Raw genomic sequence first — 14,592 nt, 5'->3', positions numbered from 1 at the left:
CAGTCCCCTCGGCGGGCGCTGCAGTCCGGACAGCTCACCGGCCAGGGGCTTGCTCAGCCGCAGCGGGTTCTCGGGCAGGACGACGGTGAGGAACTCGACGCCGGCCGTCGCCACCTCGGCGGAAGACAGCCGAGCTGGCGCCGCGCCGCCGAGGAGATCCGGACGTCGAACGGTCCGGTCACTCGCCGAGGCCGAACTCGGCTCTCAACTCGTCACCGGACGTCGTCTCGTCCCGTTCCGCCTCGGCCCGGGCCGCCTCGACGTCCGCGCGGACGCCGGCTGCGAGAGCCAGAGGAGGGTCTCGTGCAGCGCGTCGAGGTCCTCCTTGGCCATGAGGACGGCGGCCTCACGGCCGTGCCGGGTGAGGGTCCCGGTCTCGTGCGTCTGCTCCACCATCTCGACCAGCTGCGACAACCCGGCCGCTGCCTCGCCGAGCGGGATCCTCACCACCTCGGCGGGTCTCCCCCCGAGCCACGTGCGGTCTCCCGCTCACCCGTGTCGCCCTGGCCGGTACGAGGCCGGAGCCGCTCCTCAGGCCGGGGCCGGGATGGCACCCAGCTGGACCATCAGGCCCAGCAGGTCGGAGGTCGTCCAGCGCTCGACCACCTGGTCGCCGCGGAACCGCATGATCGTGATGCCCTCGAGCACATAGGGCCGGCCGGTGGCGGGCACACCCATGAACTCGCCGCGGTGCTCGCCGGTCACGACGAACCGGCAGCTGAACAGGTCGCCGTCCGCGAGCCGCTCGTGGAGGTCGAACCGCGGGTTCGGGCGGCCCGGCGCCCCCAGGGCCGACCAGAACTGCTCGTAGAACGCGGCCACGGACACCTTGTCCATCGGGTCCGGCCCTGGCCCGTGGTACCGGACGTCCTCGGCGTACACCTCGAGGTAGCCGGGCAGGTCCCCGGCGTTCCACCGCTGCCGCGCCCGTTCGACCAGGTCGGCGGGAGTGGCCACGACTCCTCCTGAAGGTCCCGACTCCGCAGCCTCACCGAGGACCCTGGCAGCCGTAACCGACCGTCCCCAGAGCCCTTCGTCCCACCGGGCCTCGGTCGACGTGCCGTGACAGTGACATCGCCTCGCCGGACCGGTGCCTCTCGTACGGCACCGGCATACGGTCGGCAGGTGCGCAGACCACTCACGTCGGATGACCTCGACGCGACGTTCTTCCCCGGCCAGACGCCGGATCAGAGCCGTGCGATGGCGCGTCAGCTCGAGGTCTGGGCAGAGGAGCCTCGTCCGGCCGGGGCGGAGGTCAACGCCGCCGAGCTGCTGGTCAGCGCCGGCGAGCAGCTCCTCCGGGTCGGCGACGCCCACGCCGCCGTGCAGGTGCTCCGCCGGGCGGTGGCGACCGGTGAGCCGGTGGAACCCGACGCCCGCTGCTACCTGCACCACGCCCTCCTGGAGGCCGGCGACGTCGACGCCGCCCGCGACCTCGCCGAGCGGGTGCGCCAGGAGCGCCCCGCCGACGTCGACGTCTACCTCCTCATCGGCGAGGACTACGAACTCCACGGGGACCTGCGTGCGGCCCACCGCTGGCTGACGCTGGGCGCCCGCCGGGCGTTGGACGACGCCCAGGAAGCCGACGACCGCACGGAGGACGCCAAGGTGCGGGAGGCGGCCCACCTGCTGAGGTCACGGCGGCGGGTGCGCCAGCAGCTGGACATGCCGCCCGACGACTGGGACCTGCTGGTGCCTCCGGTCGACCTCGACGCCCTGCCGGACTGACCGTCAGGGATGTCCATCGCCCCGACGCGTCCAGCCGGGCGGCTCACTGCGCCGTGACACTCAACCGCTCGGCGATGTCCTCGACGGGAACGGAGCCTGCGGAGACGTCCATGACGAGCGCGAAGGCGGCGTCGTCGTCGAGGTCGGGTGCGTGCCCGTTCAGGTCGAGGAACACCACCGCGGCCAGCCAGGCGAGCCGCTTGTTCCCGTCGACCAGCGGGTGGTTCTTGGCCAGCGAGTGCAGGAGCGCCGCCGCCTTGAGCGGCAACGTCGGGTAGGCGTCCTCGCCGAACGCCTGCGCGCGCGGCCTGCCGGCAGCGGAGTCGAGCAGCCCGACGTCGGCAACCGGTCCGGCGCCGAGCACGCGCACGAGCAGGAGGAGGTCCTCCAGGTCGAGGTACTCGACCTCCGTCACACGGTGCCGAGGCGGTGGAGGACGTCACTCCACCGGGCCGCCAGCCGCTCCGCGCTCTCGCTCACCCGCGCGGCGTGGCCGCTGCGCGCGTAGCGCTCGAGCACGGCGCGCCGGATGACCTCCTGCCGGGAGGTGCCCTCGGCCTCGGCGAGCGCGGTGAGCGCCCTGTCGAGCTCCTCGTCGGTGCGGACGGTCATGGCCATGAGGCGATGGTATCGCGGTGATACCAGGAGCGTCCTCTCCTCAGCCGACCTCGCGTGACCTCTCGAAGGCCCACAGCGCGTGCTCCAGCCGGGTCGGGCTCTGCCTCATCTCGCCGGCCGTCGCAAGCACGACGTCCTTGGTCTCGGTGGCGGTGACCTGCCGGCCGACCGCGTTGGCGACCGCGGCGATCACCCACCGGTCGGCCTTGACGCCGGGGCGGCCGAGCAGCATCCCGAAGTACTCCCAGGTCACCCAGCCCAGCCCGCGCACCGAGGTGTAGGCGCGCTTCTGGCGCTCGTCCCCTGGGTCGACGTGATCTGCGGACCGGACGCCGACGGCGGTGAGCGCCTCGGCCGCGCGGACGATCGCCTCGGCCTTCAGCACGCCACCGGTCCGCTGGGTGCCGACCGCCCGCGCGAGGTCGGCCGGGTCGAGGTGGGCCAGCGCACGGAGGTCGTCGAGCGCCGTCTCGCCGCGCAGTGCCCGGTAGGCCGCCACGGCGCGGTGCACGCCGGTCGGTGCGACGCCCGGCCTGCCGTAGCGGGCACGGATGGACATGACGGCGTCGACCAGGGCGACCTCGGCCTCGCCCGGCCGGCCGCCCGGCCACTCGACGAGCTCGTCGCCCAGGTGCTCGGCGACGTAGGCGCGCAGGGCGCGGACGTCGTCCTGCATCAGACGGCGGTCGGGATGCGGTCGGACGGGCGGCGGGAAGTGCGGAGCGTCCGCGCGGCCGAGCGGGCCAGGCGGATCGGGCCGGTGTCCCACAGCTGCCGGCCGGGCTCCTCGACGGACGGCGCGGGCTGCGGCGCCGGGCGCGCGGCCTCCTCGGCCTCCATCTGCGCCGCGGCCAGGGCGGCGAGGTGGCGGGCACGGATGGCGGCCTTCTGCCGGTCGAGGCGCTCCTGCTCGGCCATCACCAGCAGCTCCTCCTTGGCCTCGGCCACGGTGCGCCGCGACTGCTGCTGCAGCTGCTCGATCTCGACGTCGCCGGAGTCGCGCAGCGCGGCGAGCTCGTCGTAGGCGGTGGGGGGGCCGAAGTTGAGCAGCACCTTCATGAGGACCGGCAGGATCTCCACGCACATGAACAGCAGCGAGAGCATGAACTTGGCCGCGGCCAGGGTGGCGTTGCGGTCGCTGAGCCGGTCGAGCGCCTCCAGCCGCAGGAGGATGCCGCCGGAGCCCTCGTTGGTCGCGTTGAACGCCGTCTGCAGCCGGTCGAGCTCGGCGGTCAACCGGGCCAGCTCGGCGGAGTCGGTGGCCAGCGCGGCGGCGGCGAGGTCGGCGCTGCGCGACTCGGCGTCGGCGGAGGTCGCCTCCGCGGCGTCGAGCTCCGCCTGGGCCGACGCGACGACGGCGCCCTGCACGTCGGCGGCGGCGCGGGCCTGGACGTAGGCGTCGCCGGTGCCGGGGTCGCCGGTGCCGCAGGTGCCGTCGAGCTCGCATTGGGCGCGGGCCTCGAGGTCGCGCTGGGTGGCCAGCGCCGAGTCGTAGGCGCCCTGCTTGGCGGTGAGGTCGGCCTGCACGGCGGTGAGCGCGGCGTCGGTGGCCCCACCGCTGGCGACCACGTCCTGCTCGGCGGTCACCTTCGCCTGCAGCTCGTCGAGGCCGGTGAAGCGGGCGTCGGACTCCAGCGACTGCCGGTAGGCGTCGGCGGCCTCGGCCTGCATGACGGTGATCTCGGCGTCGATCTCCTTGTGGAACACCTGCAGCGTCAGCGGGGTGGCGACGACGACGCCGAGCACCAGCGCCAGCCCGACCCGCGGGACGGCGAGCGCGAGGTTCCGCTTGAGCGAGGCGTCGTGCGCCATGCCGACCAGCAGCATCCGGTCGAGGTTGACCACGACGGCGCCCCAGCCCAGGCCGAGCACGAGCGCGAAGGGCCACCAGACGCCGAGGGCCATGTGCAGCGCGAAGGACGCCGAGGCGACGGCGAGGCCGCCGGTGCTGAGCAGGACGCCACCGAGCGCGGCGAACTTCGGCCGCGCGCCGGGCGCCGCCTCGAGCAGGTCGGGCCGCGCGCCACCGAGGACCGCGAGGCGTTCCTGCAGCCGTCGTCGTCCAGCCATGCGAGAGCCACTCCCCCGCGACGGGGGTCGGACCGCCGCTCCCCTGGCTCATCGGCAGTCCCGACGGTGGTCGGGACCCTCCGGCCGTCGCGCTCGTCACACCCGTCCCACCGCGGGTCCGAGCCGCCCCGACCGGCGCCGCCGGCCGCTTGACGCAGAGCACGGGCGCGCGGTCGGCTGGGGTCATGACCGAGGAGCACGCCGACGGCTGGCACCAGCCCCTGCGGCACGTCCGGGCCGACGACCTCACCGGGGACACCGGCCAGACCAGCGGGATGACGCGGCGGGAGGCGATCTCGGCCAAGACCGTCGGCTCCCAGCGGGTGTGGATGGGACAGACCCACGTAGCCCCGCGGACGTCGTCCGGCGACCACCACCACGGCGACTCCGAGACCGCCATCCACGTGCTGCGCGGCCACCCGGTGTTCGTCTTCGCACAGGACGGCGAGGAGGTGCGGCTGGCCACGGGGCCGGGTGACTACGTGTTCGTGCCGCCGCACACCCCGCACCGCGAGGAGAACCCGACCGACGAGGAGGCCGTGGTCGTCATCGCCCGCAGCAGCCAGGAGGCGATCGTGGTCAACCTGCCCGGGCTGACCTGACCGACCGCGCCGTGGGGGCTCGACAGGCGGTTCGCGACCACATCGAGCCGAACGGCAAACACGAGCTGCTCGACCGGGTCCTCGACCGGGCACTCCTCGCGTCGATCGCCGGACTCCTGCGCGACGGCACGGCCCCGTGGAGCTGACGGAGCGCACGACGTCGCCGACAGCGAGGGCGACTGCTTCCATGTCGCCATGACCAGCCGCGAGGAGGTCCCGCGCGTCGTGAGCGCCAGCCGTGAGATCGCAGCCGGCGCCGGACGCGTCTTCGAGCTCATCGCCGATCCGACCCGACAACCCGACTGGGACGGCAACGACAACCTGGCCGCGGCCGCCGACGGCCAGCGGGTCCGGGCCGTCGGCGCGGTGTTCCGCACGACGCTCACCATGGGGAGCGTCCGGGAGAACCACGTCGTCGAGTTCGACGAGGGCCGGCTCATCGCCTGGCAGCCCGCGGAACCGGGTCACGAGCCGCCGGGACACCTCTGGCGGTGGGAGCTCGAGCCGCTCGACCCGGCGCGGACCCGTGTCACCCACACCTACGACTGGTCCCGGCTGACCGACGAGGGACGACTCCCTCGCGCCCGGGCGACGACGGCCGACCGGCTGCAGGCCTCGCTCGACCGGCTCGCCGCCCTCGCCGAGCAGGAGTGACCGGCCCACCCGTCGTTCGCCCCTGCCACGAGCCGCTCCCCCGACACGGCGGCATCCACCTCCGCGGAGGGCCGGCCCGGCTACCTTTCCCGCGCCATGGCTGAACGCGCGTCCGACGTCCCGTCCCCGCAGGTCCCGTCCGTCGAGGTGTCCGTCCTCGGGCCCGTGCAGGCCACGGTCGCGGAGCAGCCGGCGCCGCTGGGCGGTCCGCGGCAGCGGTCGGTCCTCGCCCGCCTGGTGCTCGCCGGTGGGCACGTCGTCTCCACCGACCGGCTGGTCGAGGACCTGTGGGACGGCGAGCCCCCGCCCAAGGCCCTCGCGGCCCTGCAGGTGCACGTCTCCCGGTTGCGCCGAGCCCTGGAGCCGGCCGGTGGACGGCGGTCGGGGGCGACCGTCGTGGTCAGCGTGCCGCCGGGCTACCGCCTCCAGCTACCGCGGGAGGCCGTCGACGCCTGGCGGTTCGAGGACCTCGTCGCCCGGGCCTCCGGCACCGACGACGTCGCCACCCGGCGGGAGCTGCTGGAGCGGGCGCTCGGCTGCTGGTCCGGTGAGGCGTTCGCCGGGTCGGCCGACGCCTCCTGGGCCGCGCCCGAGGTCGCGCGGCTGGAGGAGCTGCGGCTGGTCGCCGTGGAGCTGCGCGCCGACGCCGACCTGGCGCTCGGGCGGGCGGCGTCCGTCGTCCCCGAGCTGGAGCGCCACCTGCACGACCACCCCCAGCGGGAGGAGGCGGTGCGCCTGCTCGCCCTGGCGCTCTACCGCAGCGGCCGGCAGGGCGACGCGCTGTCCGTGCTGCGCCGGGCCCGGGAGCGGCTGGCCGAGGAGCTCGGCGTCGACCCGGGCTCCGGCCTGCGTGACCTGGAGACGGCGATCCTCGGGCAGGTGCCGGCGCTGGACCTGCCCGGGCCGCGCAGCGCGCCGCTGCCCGCGGTGCTGCCGCCTGCGCCGCCGCCGTCGCTGGGCCGCGCCGCCGAGCTGCGCCGGCTGGTCGACCTGGCCGCCGAGGGAGCCCGCGTCGTCTGGATCGCCGGCGAGGCGGGCGCGGGCAAGACCACGCTCGTCGAGGCCGCCGCGGCGCGGCTGCGCGCGGACGGCTGGCGGGTGGTGGAGGGGCGCTGCCCCGAGGTGGACGGCGCTCCCCCGGCCTGGCCGTGGACCGAGATCACCCGCGTACTGGGCGCCGCCCCGCTCGAGGAGGGCACCGCCTTCTGGCTGGCGCGGGCGGTCGCCGACCGGCTGCGCGAGGCCGCCCGGGAGCAGCCGCTGCTGGTCGTCCTCGACGACGTCCATCGCGCCGACGAGCTCACCCTGCAGCTGCTCCGCCAGGTCGTGGACTCCCTGGCCGGCTCCCCGCTGCTGGTGCTCGCGACCTACCGGGACGCCGAGGCCGGCGAGGCGCTGGCCGCCACCCGCGCGGCGCTCGCCTCGGCCGGGGCGCGGCACCTGGGGCTGCGGGGGCTGGACGACGACGGCATCGCCGTCCTGGCCCGGCAGTCCGGGCTGGCGGACGCCGGGCCCGCGGAGCTCGCGCTGCTGCGCGAGCGCACCGACGGCAATCCGCTGTTCGTCCGCGAGCTCACCCGCCTGCTGGTGGCCGAGGGCCGGGGCGCGGCGCGCACCGGCGTGCCGGCCGGGCTGCGGGACGTGCTGCGCCGCCGCGTCGAGCGGCTGCCCGGGACGGCGGTGACGGCGCTGCGCCAGGCCGCGGTGCTGGGCCGGGAGGCCGACGTCGACGTGCTCGCGGCCGTGGCCGGGCGGGACGCCGACGAGCTGCTGGACGCGCTGGAGACCGCGGTGCTCGCGGGCCTGCTCGACGAGCCGGCGCCCGGGCGGGTGCGCTTCACCCACGCCCTGGTGCGCGACGTGCTCTACGAGGACACCCCGCTGCTGCGCCGCGGCCGGGTGCACGCCGCGGCGCTGGCGGTGCTGCTGGAGGCCGGTGCCGACGCCGCGACGCTGGCCCACCACGCGGTCGCCTCGGCCGGTCCGCGCACCGCCGCTGACGCCGTCCCCTTCGTCGTCGCCGCGGCGCGGGAGGCCGGCCGGCTGGGCGCCGCGGCGGAGGAGGCGCGGCAGTGGGCCTCGGCGCTGCGGCTGCTGGAGCTGGCCGGCCGGACCGGCGGTGCGGAGGAGCTGGCGGTGCTGCTGCCGTCGATCCCCGCGCACGCCCGCGCCGGCGACGCGGTCACCGCCCGCACCCAGCAGCGGGACGCCGTCCGCACCGCCCGGCGGCTGGGCCGGCGCGACCTGCTGGTCGACGCGCTCACCGCCTGGGACGCGCCGCTGGTGTGGACGGTCCGCGACGACGGCGCGCAGGACCCCGAGCTGCTCGACCCGCTGCTGGAGCTGCTGGAGACCCCGGCCGGTGCGGACCTGCCCGACGAGGTGCGCTGCCGGCTGCTGGTGGCGCTGGTGCGCGAGACCGAGGGCGTCGACGACGACCGCACCGACGCGGCGAGCGCGCAGGCGCTGGAACTGGCCCGGCGGGTGCACGCCGTCGACGGCGCGCCGCTCGTGCTGGCCGGCCGGTACGACGAGGGACGGGCCCGCTACGAGCAGGTCGCCGCGCACCTGGTCGAGACCGGCGCGACCAACGGCGGGTTGATGGCGCTGGTCGGCCGGTTCGCCGCCGGCTTCGCGCGCGGTGACCTCGCGCCCATGGCCGACGAGCTGGCGTGGCTGCACGGCGCGATGCCCGGCGCGCTCACCGACGCCGTCGTCCTCGGCCTGCTCGACGCCGGGCGCGTCGACGAGGCCCGCGCGGCCTGGCAGGCGCGCCGTCCGGTCAGCCGGGACTACTACTGGCTGGCCACCACGACGCTGCGCGCGCACGCCGCCGCCCGGCTCGGCGACCTCGCGGTGGCGCGGCAGGCGCGCGAGGAGCTGCTGCCGTGGGCCGGGCGGATCGCCGGGCTGGACTCCGGCACGCTGGTGGTCGGGCCGGTCGACGAGGCGCTCGCCGCGGTCGCCGACGTCCTCGGGGAGCCCGACGCCGCGGCCGCCGCCCGGCGCGACGCCGACCGGATGCGTGCGGAGCTGGCCGCGCAGCTGGCCGGCGTCGACCTCTGACGGGCGAGTCGTCCCGGCCCGGGGACGACTCCGGTCGGAGGAGCATGGCGCCATGGCACCGCCGGCCGACGAGCCGGGGTACGTACCGCAGCTGGAGGCGGCCGGCTATGCACTGCGGATCCGGGAGCCCGACTGGTTCGAGCACCGCCTCCTCAAGGGACCCGACACCGACGTCAACGTGCACGTCTTCGGCGCGGGCGCGGCCGAGGTGCAGCGGATGGTGCGCTTCCGGGACCGGCTGCGTGCCGACGACGCGGCGCGCGACCGCTGCGCGCGCACCAAGCGCGAGCTGGCCCGGCGGGCCTGGCGGCACGTGCAGGACCACGCCGACGCCAAGACCGCCGTGGTCGAGGAGGTCCTCGGCGCCGCGGAGGGCCCACCGGCCCCGAGCGGTGGCCGTCCAGGTGGGTGAGCGGCCGGCCGCGCGTGCCGGCCGGCGCCCGATCCACCGGCCGCCTGCTGGCCGGCGGGTGCCAGCAGGGCCCGGACCGGCGCGGCTGCGGTGCTACGCCGGGAACCGGACGCTGTCGATGATCGGCTGTGCGGCGCTCGACAGGCGGGTGAGCCGCTCGTGGTCCGGGGAGTCCAGCGCGACGACCACGGTGTGCGGCCCGTCGCCCAGGGCCACCGTGCCGAGGGAGAACATCGCCTCCTCGTCGCCGCCGATGCCGTAGGAGTTGGTCCCCCACGTGCGGGGGTTGGTGAAGAGGTCGACGCACCGGGGGTTCGCCGGGCAGTCCGGGTCCCCGTAGTCGGCCGTGGCGGAGGCCGTGGCGGTCAGCGTCGTCACCGGGGTGTCCCCGACGGTCCCCGGCTCCGGTGGGGTGACGATCTCGACGTCGGGGTTGCCGGTGAGCCAGGTGACCAAGGCGTCGGGGCTGGTCCCGACATCGGTCAGGGCGGTCCCGTGGCCCGGGCCGGTGCTCGTGACCGGGACCATGTCGATCCAGAAGAACACCTGGTCGTCGTCGCTGTCCGGCGGGAGCAGGTTGAGTTCTCCCCGGTTGTTCTCCCTGCTCGACCACCCCGCGGGCAACGTCAGCTGCATCCCCGGGATGACCTCGCCGCCGCTGAGCCGGTAGGTGCCGGCCGCGAATTCGCAGTGCCTGTCCTCCGAGCACCCACCGGGCAGCTCGGACGGTGAGGACGACGAGGCCTCCGCGCCGGCAGAGCCGCCGACCGAACCGCCCTGGCACCCACCGAGCAAGCCGGCGACCAGCACTGCGACCAGAGGCCGGCTCCGCCCGGCGCACGCGGACCTCGGGCGGGGCGATCTGGGCAGGGCGGACATCTCCCACCTCCGCATCGACGCAGCCGGCGCGCGACGCAGTGTAGGGGGCTGGTCGGACGACGGGTGTCCTCCCAGCGCCCCGTCCGGTGCAGCCTCAGCCGGAGAAGACCACCCTCTCCCGGCGCCGGAACGGCGGGACCAGGACGGCGAGCAGCACCCTGAGCGCCAGGCCGCCCTCCCGCTCGATGGCCGCGCGCTCCTCCGGCGTGGTGACGGCGAGGACCCGCGGCGCCTCGAACGACAGCCGCGCCCGCCTGCGGATGCGCACCTCCACCGCGGCCCAGTCGGCGACGGAGACGTGGCGCTCGATCACCGGGAAGACCGAGGCCTCCTCGTCACCGATGTGCTCGGTGAGGGTGTCGCGCAGCTCGGCCAGCTCCACGGCGAGGGCGGTGGCGGTGTCCTCACCGGGACGGGCGCGGAAGGCGTCGGCGGCGGCGCGCAGGCGGTCCAGCGCCGGGTCGAGGGCGGCGTGGTCGTCGGAGAGCTCGGTGAGGTCGACGTGCGGCCCGGCCGAGGCGGCGAGCACCGGCCACAGGACGTCGTCCTCGACGCTGTGGTGGTGGTGCACCGAGTCGGCGAAGTCGCGGACGTAGCGCGCGACGGCGTCGGCCCGCCGCTGCCCGGTCGCCGGCGCGGCGGCGAGCCGCTCGGCGAGGTCGGTCAACCGGGTGGCGTCCCGCAGCATCGCGCGGTGCGCCAGGCGCATGCCCAGGACGTCGGGCACGGGGTCGCCCTCGGCGCGGGGGCGGACGCGGATCGGGTCGGTGCTGGTCATGGTGGTCCTCCGGGCGGTGGGTCGGTCGCCGCGGACGCTCCCCCGGGCCACTTACCGGCCGCTTACGACGCCGCTGCAAGGAGGCGGGAAGCGCGACCGACCACGGTCCTCAGCGACCGGGTTCCCCGGACTCCGACTCACCACGAGGACACGCCTTGACCGCCACCGCCCTTCCTCCGTCCACCGCGACCCCGGCTGCCGCCGTCCGCGACCACCGGCCGTCCCCGTCCCTGCGGGGGCTGGCCGTCACCGCCGGGGGCGTGCTGTTCGCCGCCGGCAACGCCCTGCACCCGATGGAGCACAGCGAGGCGGCCCACCAGGCGGCGACCTGGGTGGCCGCGCACGTCACCTTCGGCGCCGGTGCGGTGCTCGTCGCCGCCGGGGCCGGCGCGCTCGCCGCGCGCCTCGCCCCCTCGCGGGTCGCCACGATCGGCCTGGCCGTGCTGTGGGTGGGGCTGGTGCTCATCCCGGTCGGGAGCTACACGGAGGCCTACGTCGCGCCGGCCATGCACTCCGGCTTCGCCGCGGTCGAGCAGGCGACCCTGTGGTTCTCCGCGCTGGCCGGCACCGCCACGCTGCTCGGCCCGCTGCTCGTCGCCGTCGGGGCGCTGCGCTCCCGGCTGCTGCCCGCGCCGGTGGCGGTGTCGCTGCTCGCGCTGCCGGTGGGCGGGGTGCTGGCGGGGGCGCTGCCGGTCGAGGGCTGGGGGATCATCCCCGGCACCGTCGTCTTCGGCCTGGGCATCGCCGCCGCCGGCTGGCTGAGCCGGACGGCCGCCTGACCTGCCGGAACCCGAGCGCCCCGCCCCGTGACCCCGGGCGCGGGGCGCTCGCCGTCGACCGCCGACCGGTCGGGGCGACCCCTGTGGGGAGGTCGACGGCGATCGTCACCGGTGATCGGTGTCGCGGAGCTCGAGGATCTCCTCGGCCGTCACCCTGCTCCCGGTCACCCTCGTCCGGTGCTCGACCCGGTCCCACAGGTCGACGGGGTCCGGACGTCGGGCCAGCTCGATCAGCCGCCTGCGCACGTACTCCTGCAGCGACAGACCCGCCCGGGTGGCCCGGGCGGCGAGTTCGTCATACGTGTCATCCGGCACGTCGGGGATGGTGATCGACACGGGCACGCGTGGATGGTGCAGCGAGACCCGCACGCTGCTGCCTGCAACGGCATCGGGATCCGCGCACGGCGGTCCCCTGCGGAGCGACGGACGTGGATGCCAACTCCGGGACGATGACGGCAACGCGACGTGATCCCGCGCTGCACCCCACGCCACTACCGTCGGCCAGGTGAGTACGCGGATCGCCGTCCGCCTTCCCGAGGAACTGGTCGCGTTCATCGACCAGCTGGTGTCCGACGGCCGCGCGTCGTCCCGGGCCGCCGTGGTCGGCCAGGCGCTCCGACGGGAACGGCGTCGCCAGATCGCAGCCCGGGACGCGGCCATCCTGGCTGCGGATCCCGGCCCCGACGACCTGGACGCGCTTGCCGAGCACGCCGCCCGGACGCCACTCGACGATCTCGACTGATGCGCCCGATCCACCTGGCTCAGCTCGACGAGACCCGTCCCGTGCTCGTGCTGACTCGTGAGGTGGTGCGCCCACACCTGTCCCGGGTCACAGTCACCCCGATCACCAGCAGGATCCGCGGGCTCTCGACCGAGGTACCGGTCGGTGTTGCTGAGCGATCTCAGCCGCACCAGTGACGCGTGCGTGCAGTCCGCCGGTGCCCGGTTGGTGTCACTGCCCCGGGCACGGACCCAGGTCGAGGGTCGCCTGGCCCGCCACCACCGGTGCGATCAGTTCCCGCAGGCGTGCGCTCTCGTCGGCCGGGAACCCGTCGGCCTGCCAGGCCGGCAACGCGTCGACGATCTGACTCGCGTAGCCCTGCACCACGGCGGGCGGCGTCCCCTGCCGGACCTCGAGGCACGACGGGAGTCCGGCAGGCGCCGGTGCTAGGCCGGTCATCGCGCGGAACAGGGCCAGCCGGGTGGCGGTGGCGTACCGGGGATCGAGCGCCTCACCGCTGATCACGACCGACAGCACCTGCAGCGCCGACACCTGGCGCACGCCCTCGTCCTCGGATGCGAGACCCTGCAGCCCGTCCCGCAGCAGTGGGCCGGCCGGTCCGGCCGCGTCCGGTCGCGCCGTCAGGTCCTCGACCAGGCCCGCGATGGTCTCCGGCGGGGCGGCGGCCGACTCCTCGGCGGGAGGCTGGACCGGCGGCGACGTCGAGGGCGCACTGCTGGTCGTCGCGGCAGCGGTCGGGGCCGCGCTCGTCGGAGGTTCGCCGTCCGCCGTCGCCAGGGCCACCACGCTGCTCACTCCCAGGGCCGCGGCGGTGGTGGCTATGGCCACCTCCCACCGGCGACGTCGGCGCCGTGGGGAGGTGACCGCGCGATCGGGTTGCCGCACCTCCGCGAGGATAGGGGGACCGGGGTGCTTCCAGGCGTGCTCGGGAGCGGTCCGGTTCCGGACCCCAGCTCGGCCGTTCACCGCGTGTGCGGATGCGCCGGGACGGCCTCTCGTGCGTGACCGGGCGACCCAGCGACGACCGACACGGCGTGCGGCCGGCGGGTTCACCGTTGCGGGTGCCGGGGGTACGGAACGCTCGATCGCACGTCCGTTCAGGCGGAGGACCGACGATGAGCTCGACCAGAGACCGTCCGATCCTGCTGCTCGACGTCGACGGCGTGCTCAACGCGCCCCGCCGGGATCTCCCCGAGGGCTGGGCGCGGGGCACGTTCAACGGCTTCCTGCTGTCCTGGGACCCGACCGTCACCGCCCGGCTGCGGGAGCTGCACGAGTCGGGCCGGGTGGAGATCCAGTGGCTGACCACCTGGGCAGGCGACGCCGACCGGCTGCTGGCCGGACCGATGGGCCTGCCGCGCGGACTGCGGACGCACGCCCGCGCCGGTGCCGCACCGACCGGGTTCCTCGGGGCGCTCGACGGCGCGTCGGGGTGGTGGAAGCTCGCCATGGCGCGCGAGGTGGCCGAGGCGGAGCCCGACCGGCGGATCGTGTGGATCGACGACGACCTGGCCGAGCAGGCCGACGACACCGGCGACTGGCTGGCCGCTCACCCGCACGTGCTGGTGGTCGCCCCGGACCGGGCCGTCGGGCTGACCCACGCCCAACTCGACGCGATCGAGGCGTGGCTGTAGCCGCACCCGTGACATGGCGTCCCGGGAGCGCCCGGTGAACCGGAGCGGCCCACCCCCCCGAGGTCGTGGCGGTGGAGCCGCTCCGGTGCGGATCGGAGCGCACCGACGGCCGCAGCCGTCGGTCAGCCTTTGGCGTACGTGTCGGCCGTCTTGCTCTCGAACTCCAACACCACGACCGGTTCATCGCCCAGGACCCAGGCGTCGTGGCCCGGTTCGAGGCGGTAGGCGTCACCCGCACCGACGTCGGCTTCAGCGCCGTCGGTCGCCGCGATGTGCATCCTGCCGGAGACGACGTATCCGAGGTGCGCCGCCTCACAGGTGTCCGTGCCGGCCACCGGCTTGATGCAGTCCGACCACCGCCAACCGGGCTGGAGGGTGAAGCGACCCACGGTGGCGCCGCCCAGGTGGACGACGCCCACGCTCGTCTTGTCCGGGGTCCGCGACTCGTCAGGGTGGTCCATGCTCTTCGTCTCGATGCTGGCCATCGCTGGTCGCCTCCTGCTGACTTCGAGGAGTTGGGACGACCGGGCCGCGTCCCCGCAGCGCAACCGAACGGGATGTTCCTGCTGCGTCGGGCGCGGGTGTCCGGTGCGGTCGACTGTGCGCGCCTCACCCGCGACGGTCAACGGC

General features: G+C 75.6%; 20 protein-coding genes. 9 read left to right on the top strand and 11 right to left on the bottom strand.

From position 1 onward, the window contains the following. Positions 1-204: 204 nt before the first annotated feature. Both ACU616_RS17635 and ACU616_RS17630 read right to left on the bottom strand, forming a co-directional pair. Entirely contained in the window at positions 205-447 is a 243-nt protein-coding gene (locus ACU616_RS17635) for a type II toxin-antitoxin system Phd/YefM family antitoxin (RefSeq protein ID WP_446759728.1), read from the bottom strand. Positions 448-531: 84 nt separating this feature from the next. Then, positions 532-957 carry an ester cyclase gene (locus ACU616_RS17630; RefSeq protein ID WP_446759727.1) on the bottom strand — a complete coding sequence of 142 codons (426 nt, stop codon included), beginning with the start codon at positions 955-957 and terminating at the stop codon, positions 532-534. A gap of 168 nt (positions 958-1,125) precedes the next feature. Between ACU616_RS17630 and ACU616_RS17625 the strand changes: the two genes are divergently transcribed. Further along, a complete protein-coding gene (locus ACU616_RS17625) occupies positions 1,126-1,728 on the top strand; it encodes a tetratricopeptide repeat protein (protein WP_446759726.1) in 603 nt (200 codons plus the stop codon). A gap of 43 nt (positions 1,729-1,771) precedes the next feature. On the opposite strand, the gene ACU616_RS17620 is transcribed toward ACU616_RS17625, so the two are convergent. The 4 genes from ACU616_RS17620 to ACU616_RS17605 are packed head-to-tail and all read right to left on the bottom strand — an operon-like array spanning position 1,772 to position 4,416. After that, on the bottom strand, positions 1,772-2,143 hold the full coding sequence (locus ACU616_RS17620; protein ID WP_446759725.1) for a type II toxin-antitoxin system death-on-curing family toxin: 372 nt from the start codon (positions 2,141-2,143) through the stop codon (positions 1,772-1,774). Beyond that, the gene (locus ACU616_RS17615; protein WP_446759724.1) at positions 2,140-2,346 is read right to left on the bottom strand and encodes a type II toxin-antitoxin system VapB family antitoxin; all 207 of its coding nucleotides are present in this window, start codon (positions 2,344-2,346) and stop codon (positions 2,140-2,142) included. The genes ACU616_RS17620 and ACU616_RS17615 overlap by 4 nt, the downstream gene beginning before the upstream one ends. Positions 2,347-2,386: 40 nt before the next feature. Further along, the gene (locus tag ACU616_RS17610; protein WP_446759723.1) at positions 2,387-3,022 is read right to left on the bottom strand and encodes a hypothetical protein; all 636 of its coding nucleotides are present in this window, start codon (positions 3,020-3,022) and stop codon (positions 2,387-2,389) included. Then, positions 3,022-4,416, bottom strand: a complete 1,395-nt coding sequence (locus ACU616_RS17605) for a DUF4407 domain-containing protein (protein ID WP_446759722.1) — start codon at positions 4,414-4,416, stop codon at positions 3,022-3,024. The genes ACU616_RS17610 and ACU616_RS17605 overlap by 1 nt, the downstream gene beginning before the upstream one ends. Before the next feature lie 185 nt (positions 4,417-4,601). Here ACU616_RS17605 and ACU616_RS17600 point away from each other — a divergent pair, with 185 nt between their 5' ends. The 5 genes from ACU616_RS17600 to ACU616_RS17580 all read left to right on the top strand — a co-directional run bounded on the left by ACU616_RS17600 (position 4,602) and on the right by ACU616_RS17580 (position 9,150). Beyond that, complete coding sequence (locus ACU616_RS17600) at positions 4,602-5,018, top strand: cupin domain-containing protein (protein WP_446759721.1); 417 nt, start codon at positions 4,602-4,604, stop codon at positions 5,016-5,018. 11 nt (positions 5,019-5,029) lie between these two features. Next, entirely contained in the window at positions 5,030-5,164 is a 135-nt protein-coding gene (locus ACU616_RS17595; RefSeq protein ID WP_446759720.1) for a hypothetical protein, read from the top strand. 49 nt (positions 5,165-5,213) lie between these two features. Continuing rightward, positions 5,214-5,672, top strand: a complete 459-nt coding sequence (locus ACU616_RS17590; RefSeq protein ID WP_446759719.1) for an SRPBCC family protein — start codon at positions 5,214-5,216, stop codon at positions 5,670-5,672. 96 nt (positions 5,673-5,768) lie between these two features. Further along, positions 5,769-8,738: a BTAD domain-containing putative transcriptional regulator gene (locus tag ACU616_RS17585; protein ID WP_446759718.1), complete on the top strand. Its 2,970-nt coding sequence runs from the start codon at positions 5,769-5,771 to the stop codon at positions 8,736-8,738. Positions 8,739-8,790: 52 nt separating this feature from the next. After that, complete coding sequence (locus ACU616_RS17580) at positions 8,791-9,150, top strand: GrpB family protein (RefSeq protein WP_446759717.1); 360 nt, start codon at positions 8,791-8,793, stop codon at positions 9,148-9,150. A 93-nt stretch (positions 9,151-9,243) separates the two neighbouring features. On the opposite strand, the gene ACU616_RS17575 is transcribed toward ACU616_RS17580, so the two are convergent. Then, a complete protein-coding gene (locus ACU616_RS17575) occupies positions 9,244-9,786 on the bottom strand; it encodes a hypothetical protein (RefSeq protein ID WP_446759716.1) in 543 nt (180 codons plus the stop codon). A 337-nt stretch (positions 9,787-10,123) separates the two neighbouring features. Then, a complete protein-coding gene (locus tag ACU616_RS17570; protein ID WP_446759715.1) occupies positions 10,124-10,807 on the bottom strand; it encodes a hemerythrin domain-containing protein in 684 nt (227 codons plus the stop codon). 155 nt (positions 10,808-10,962) lie between these two features. Here ACU616_RS17570 and ACU616_RS17565 point away from each other — a divergent pair, with 155 nt between their 5' ends. Beyond that, entirely contained in the window at positions 10,963-11,586 is a 624-nt protein-coding gene (locus ACU616_RS17565) for a hypothetical protein (protein ID WP_446759714.1), read from the top strand. A 105-nt stretch (positions 11,587-11,691) separates the two neighbouring features. Here the strand turns inward: ACU616_RS17565 and ACU616_RS17560 are convergent, their stop codons facing one another. Next, positions 11,692-11,928, bottom strand: a complete 237-nt coding sequence (locus ACU616_RS17560) for a FitA-like ribbon-helix-helix domain-containing protein (RefSeq protein ID WP_446759713.1) — start codon at positions 11,926-11,928, stop codon at positions 11,692-11,694. A 163-nt stretch (positions 11,929-12,091) separates the two neighbouring features. Here ACU616_RS17560 and ACU616_RS17555 point away from each other — a divergent pair, with 163 nt between their 5' ends. Beyond that, positions 12,092-12,328 carry a ribbon-helix-helix domain-containing protein gene (locus tag ACU616_RS17555; RefSeq protein WP_446759712.1) on the top strand — a complete coding sequence of 79 codons (237 nt, stop codon included), beginning with the start codon at positions 12,092-12,094 and terminating at the stop codon, positions 12,326-12,328. A gap of 210 nt (positions 12,329-12,538) precedes the next feature. On the opposite strand, the gene ACU616_RS17550 is transcribed toward ACU616_RS17555, so the two are convergent. Next, the gene (locus ACU616_RS17550; RefSeq protein WP_446759711.1) at positions 12,539-13,156 is read right to left on the bottom strand and encodes a hypothetical protein; all 618 of its coding nucleotides are present in this window, start codon (positions 13,154-13,156) and stop codon (positions 12,539-12,541) included. Between the two features lie 287 nt (positions 13,157-13,443). On the opposite strand from ACU616_RS17550, the gene ACU616_RS17545 reads away from it, so the two are divergent. After that, positions 13,444-13,962, top strand: coding sequence for an HAD domain-containing protein (locus ACU616_RS17545; RefSeq protein ID WP_446759710.1), 519 nt, complete (start codon positions 13,444-13,446; stop codon positions 13,960-13,962). 122 nt (positions 13,963-14,084) lie between these two features. Here the strand turns inward: ACU616_RS17545 and ACU616_RS17540 are convergent, their stop codons facing one another. Then, positions 14,085-14,447, bottom strand: a complete 363-nt coding sequence (locus ACU616_RS17540) for a cupin domain-containing protein (RefSeq protein ID WP_446759709.1) — start codon at positions 14,445-14,447, stop codon at positions 14,085-14,087. Positions 14,448-14,592: the final 145 nt, after the last annotated feature.

Source organism: Geodermatophilus sp. URMC 62 (assembly GCF_052931475.1).
The sequence above is the reverse complement of the archived record's forward strand: the minus strand, read 5'-3'. Positions and strand labels throughout refer to the sequence as shown.

Coding starts and splice junctions, on each gene's coding strand:
- ACU616_RS17570 (WP_446759715.1), bottom strand. CDS start 10,807: ATGACCAGCACCGACCCGATCCGCGTCCGCCCCCGCGCCGAGGGCGAC.
- ACU616_RS17580 (WP_446759717.1), top strand. CDS start 8,791: ATGGCACCGCCGGCCGACGAGCCGGGGTACGTACCGCAGCTGGAGGCG.
- ACU616_RS17575 (WP_446759716.1), bottom strand. CDS start 9,786: ATGCAGCTGACGTTGCCCGCGGGGTGGTCGAGCAGGGAGAACAACCGG.
- ACU616_RS17590 (WP_446759719.1), top strand. CDS start 5,214: ATGACCAGCCGCGAGGAGGTCCCGCGCGTCGTGAGCGCCAGCCGTGAG.
- ACU616_RS17545 (WP_446759710.1), top strand. CDS start 13,444: ATGAGCTCGACCAGAGACCGTCCGATCCTGCTGCTCGACGTCGACGGC.
- ACU616_RS17585 (WP_446759718.1), top strand. CDS start 5,769: ATGGCTGAACGCGCGTCCGACGTCCCGTCCCCGCAGGTCCCGTCCGTC.
- ACU616_RS17610 (WP_446759723.1), bottom strand. CDS start 3,022: ATGCAGGACGACGTCCGCGCCCTGCGCGCCTACGTCGCCGAGCACCTG.
- ACU616_RS17600 (WP_446759721.1), top strand. CDS start 4,602: ATGACCGAGGAGCACGCCGACGGCTGGCACCAGCCCCTGCGGCACGTC.
- ACU616_RS17605 (WP_446759722.1), bottom strand. CDS start 4,416: ATGGCTGGACGACGACGGCTGCAGGAACGCCTCGCGGTCCTCGGTGGC.
- ACU616_RS17615 (WP_446759724.1), bottom strand. CDS start 2,346: ATGGCCATGACCGTCCGCACCGACGAGGAGCTCGACAGGGCGCTCACC.
- ACU616_RS17540 (WP_446759709.1), bottom strand. CDS start 14,447: ATGGCCAGCATCGAGACGAAGAGCATGGACCACCCTGACGAGTCGCGG.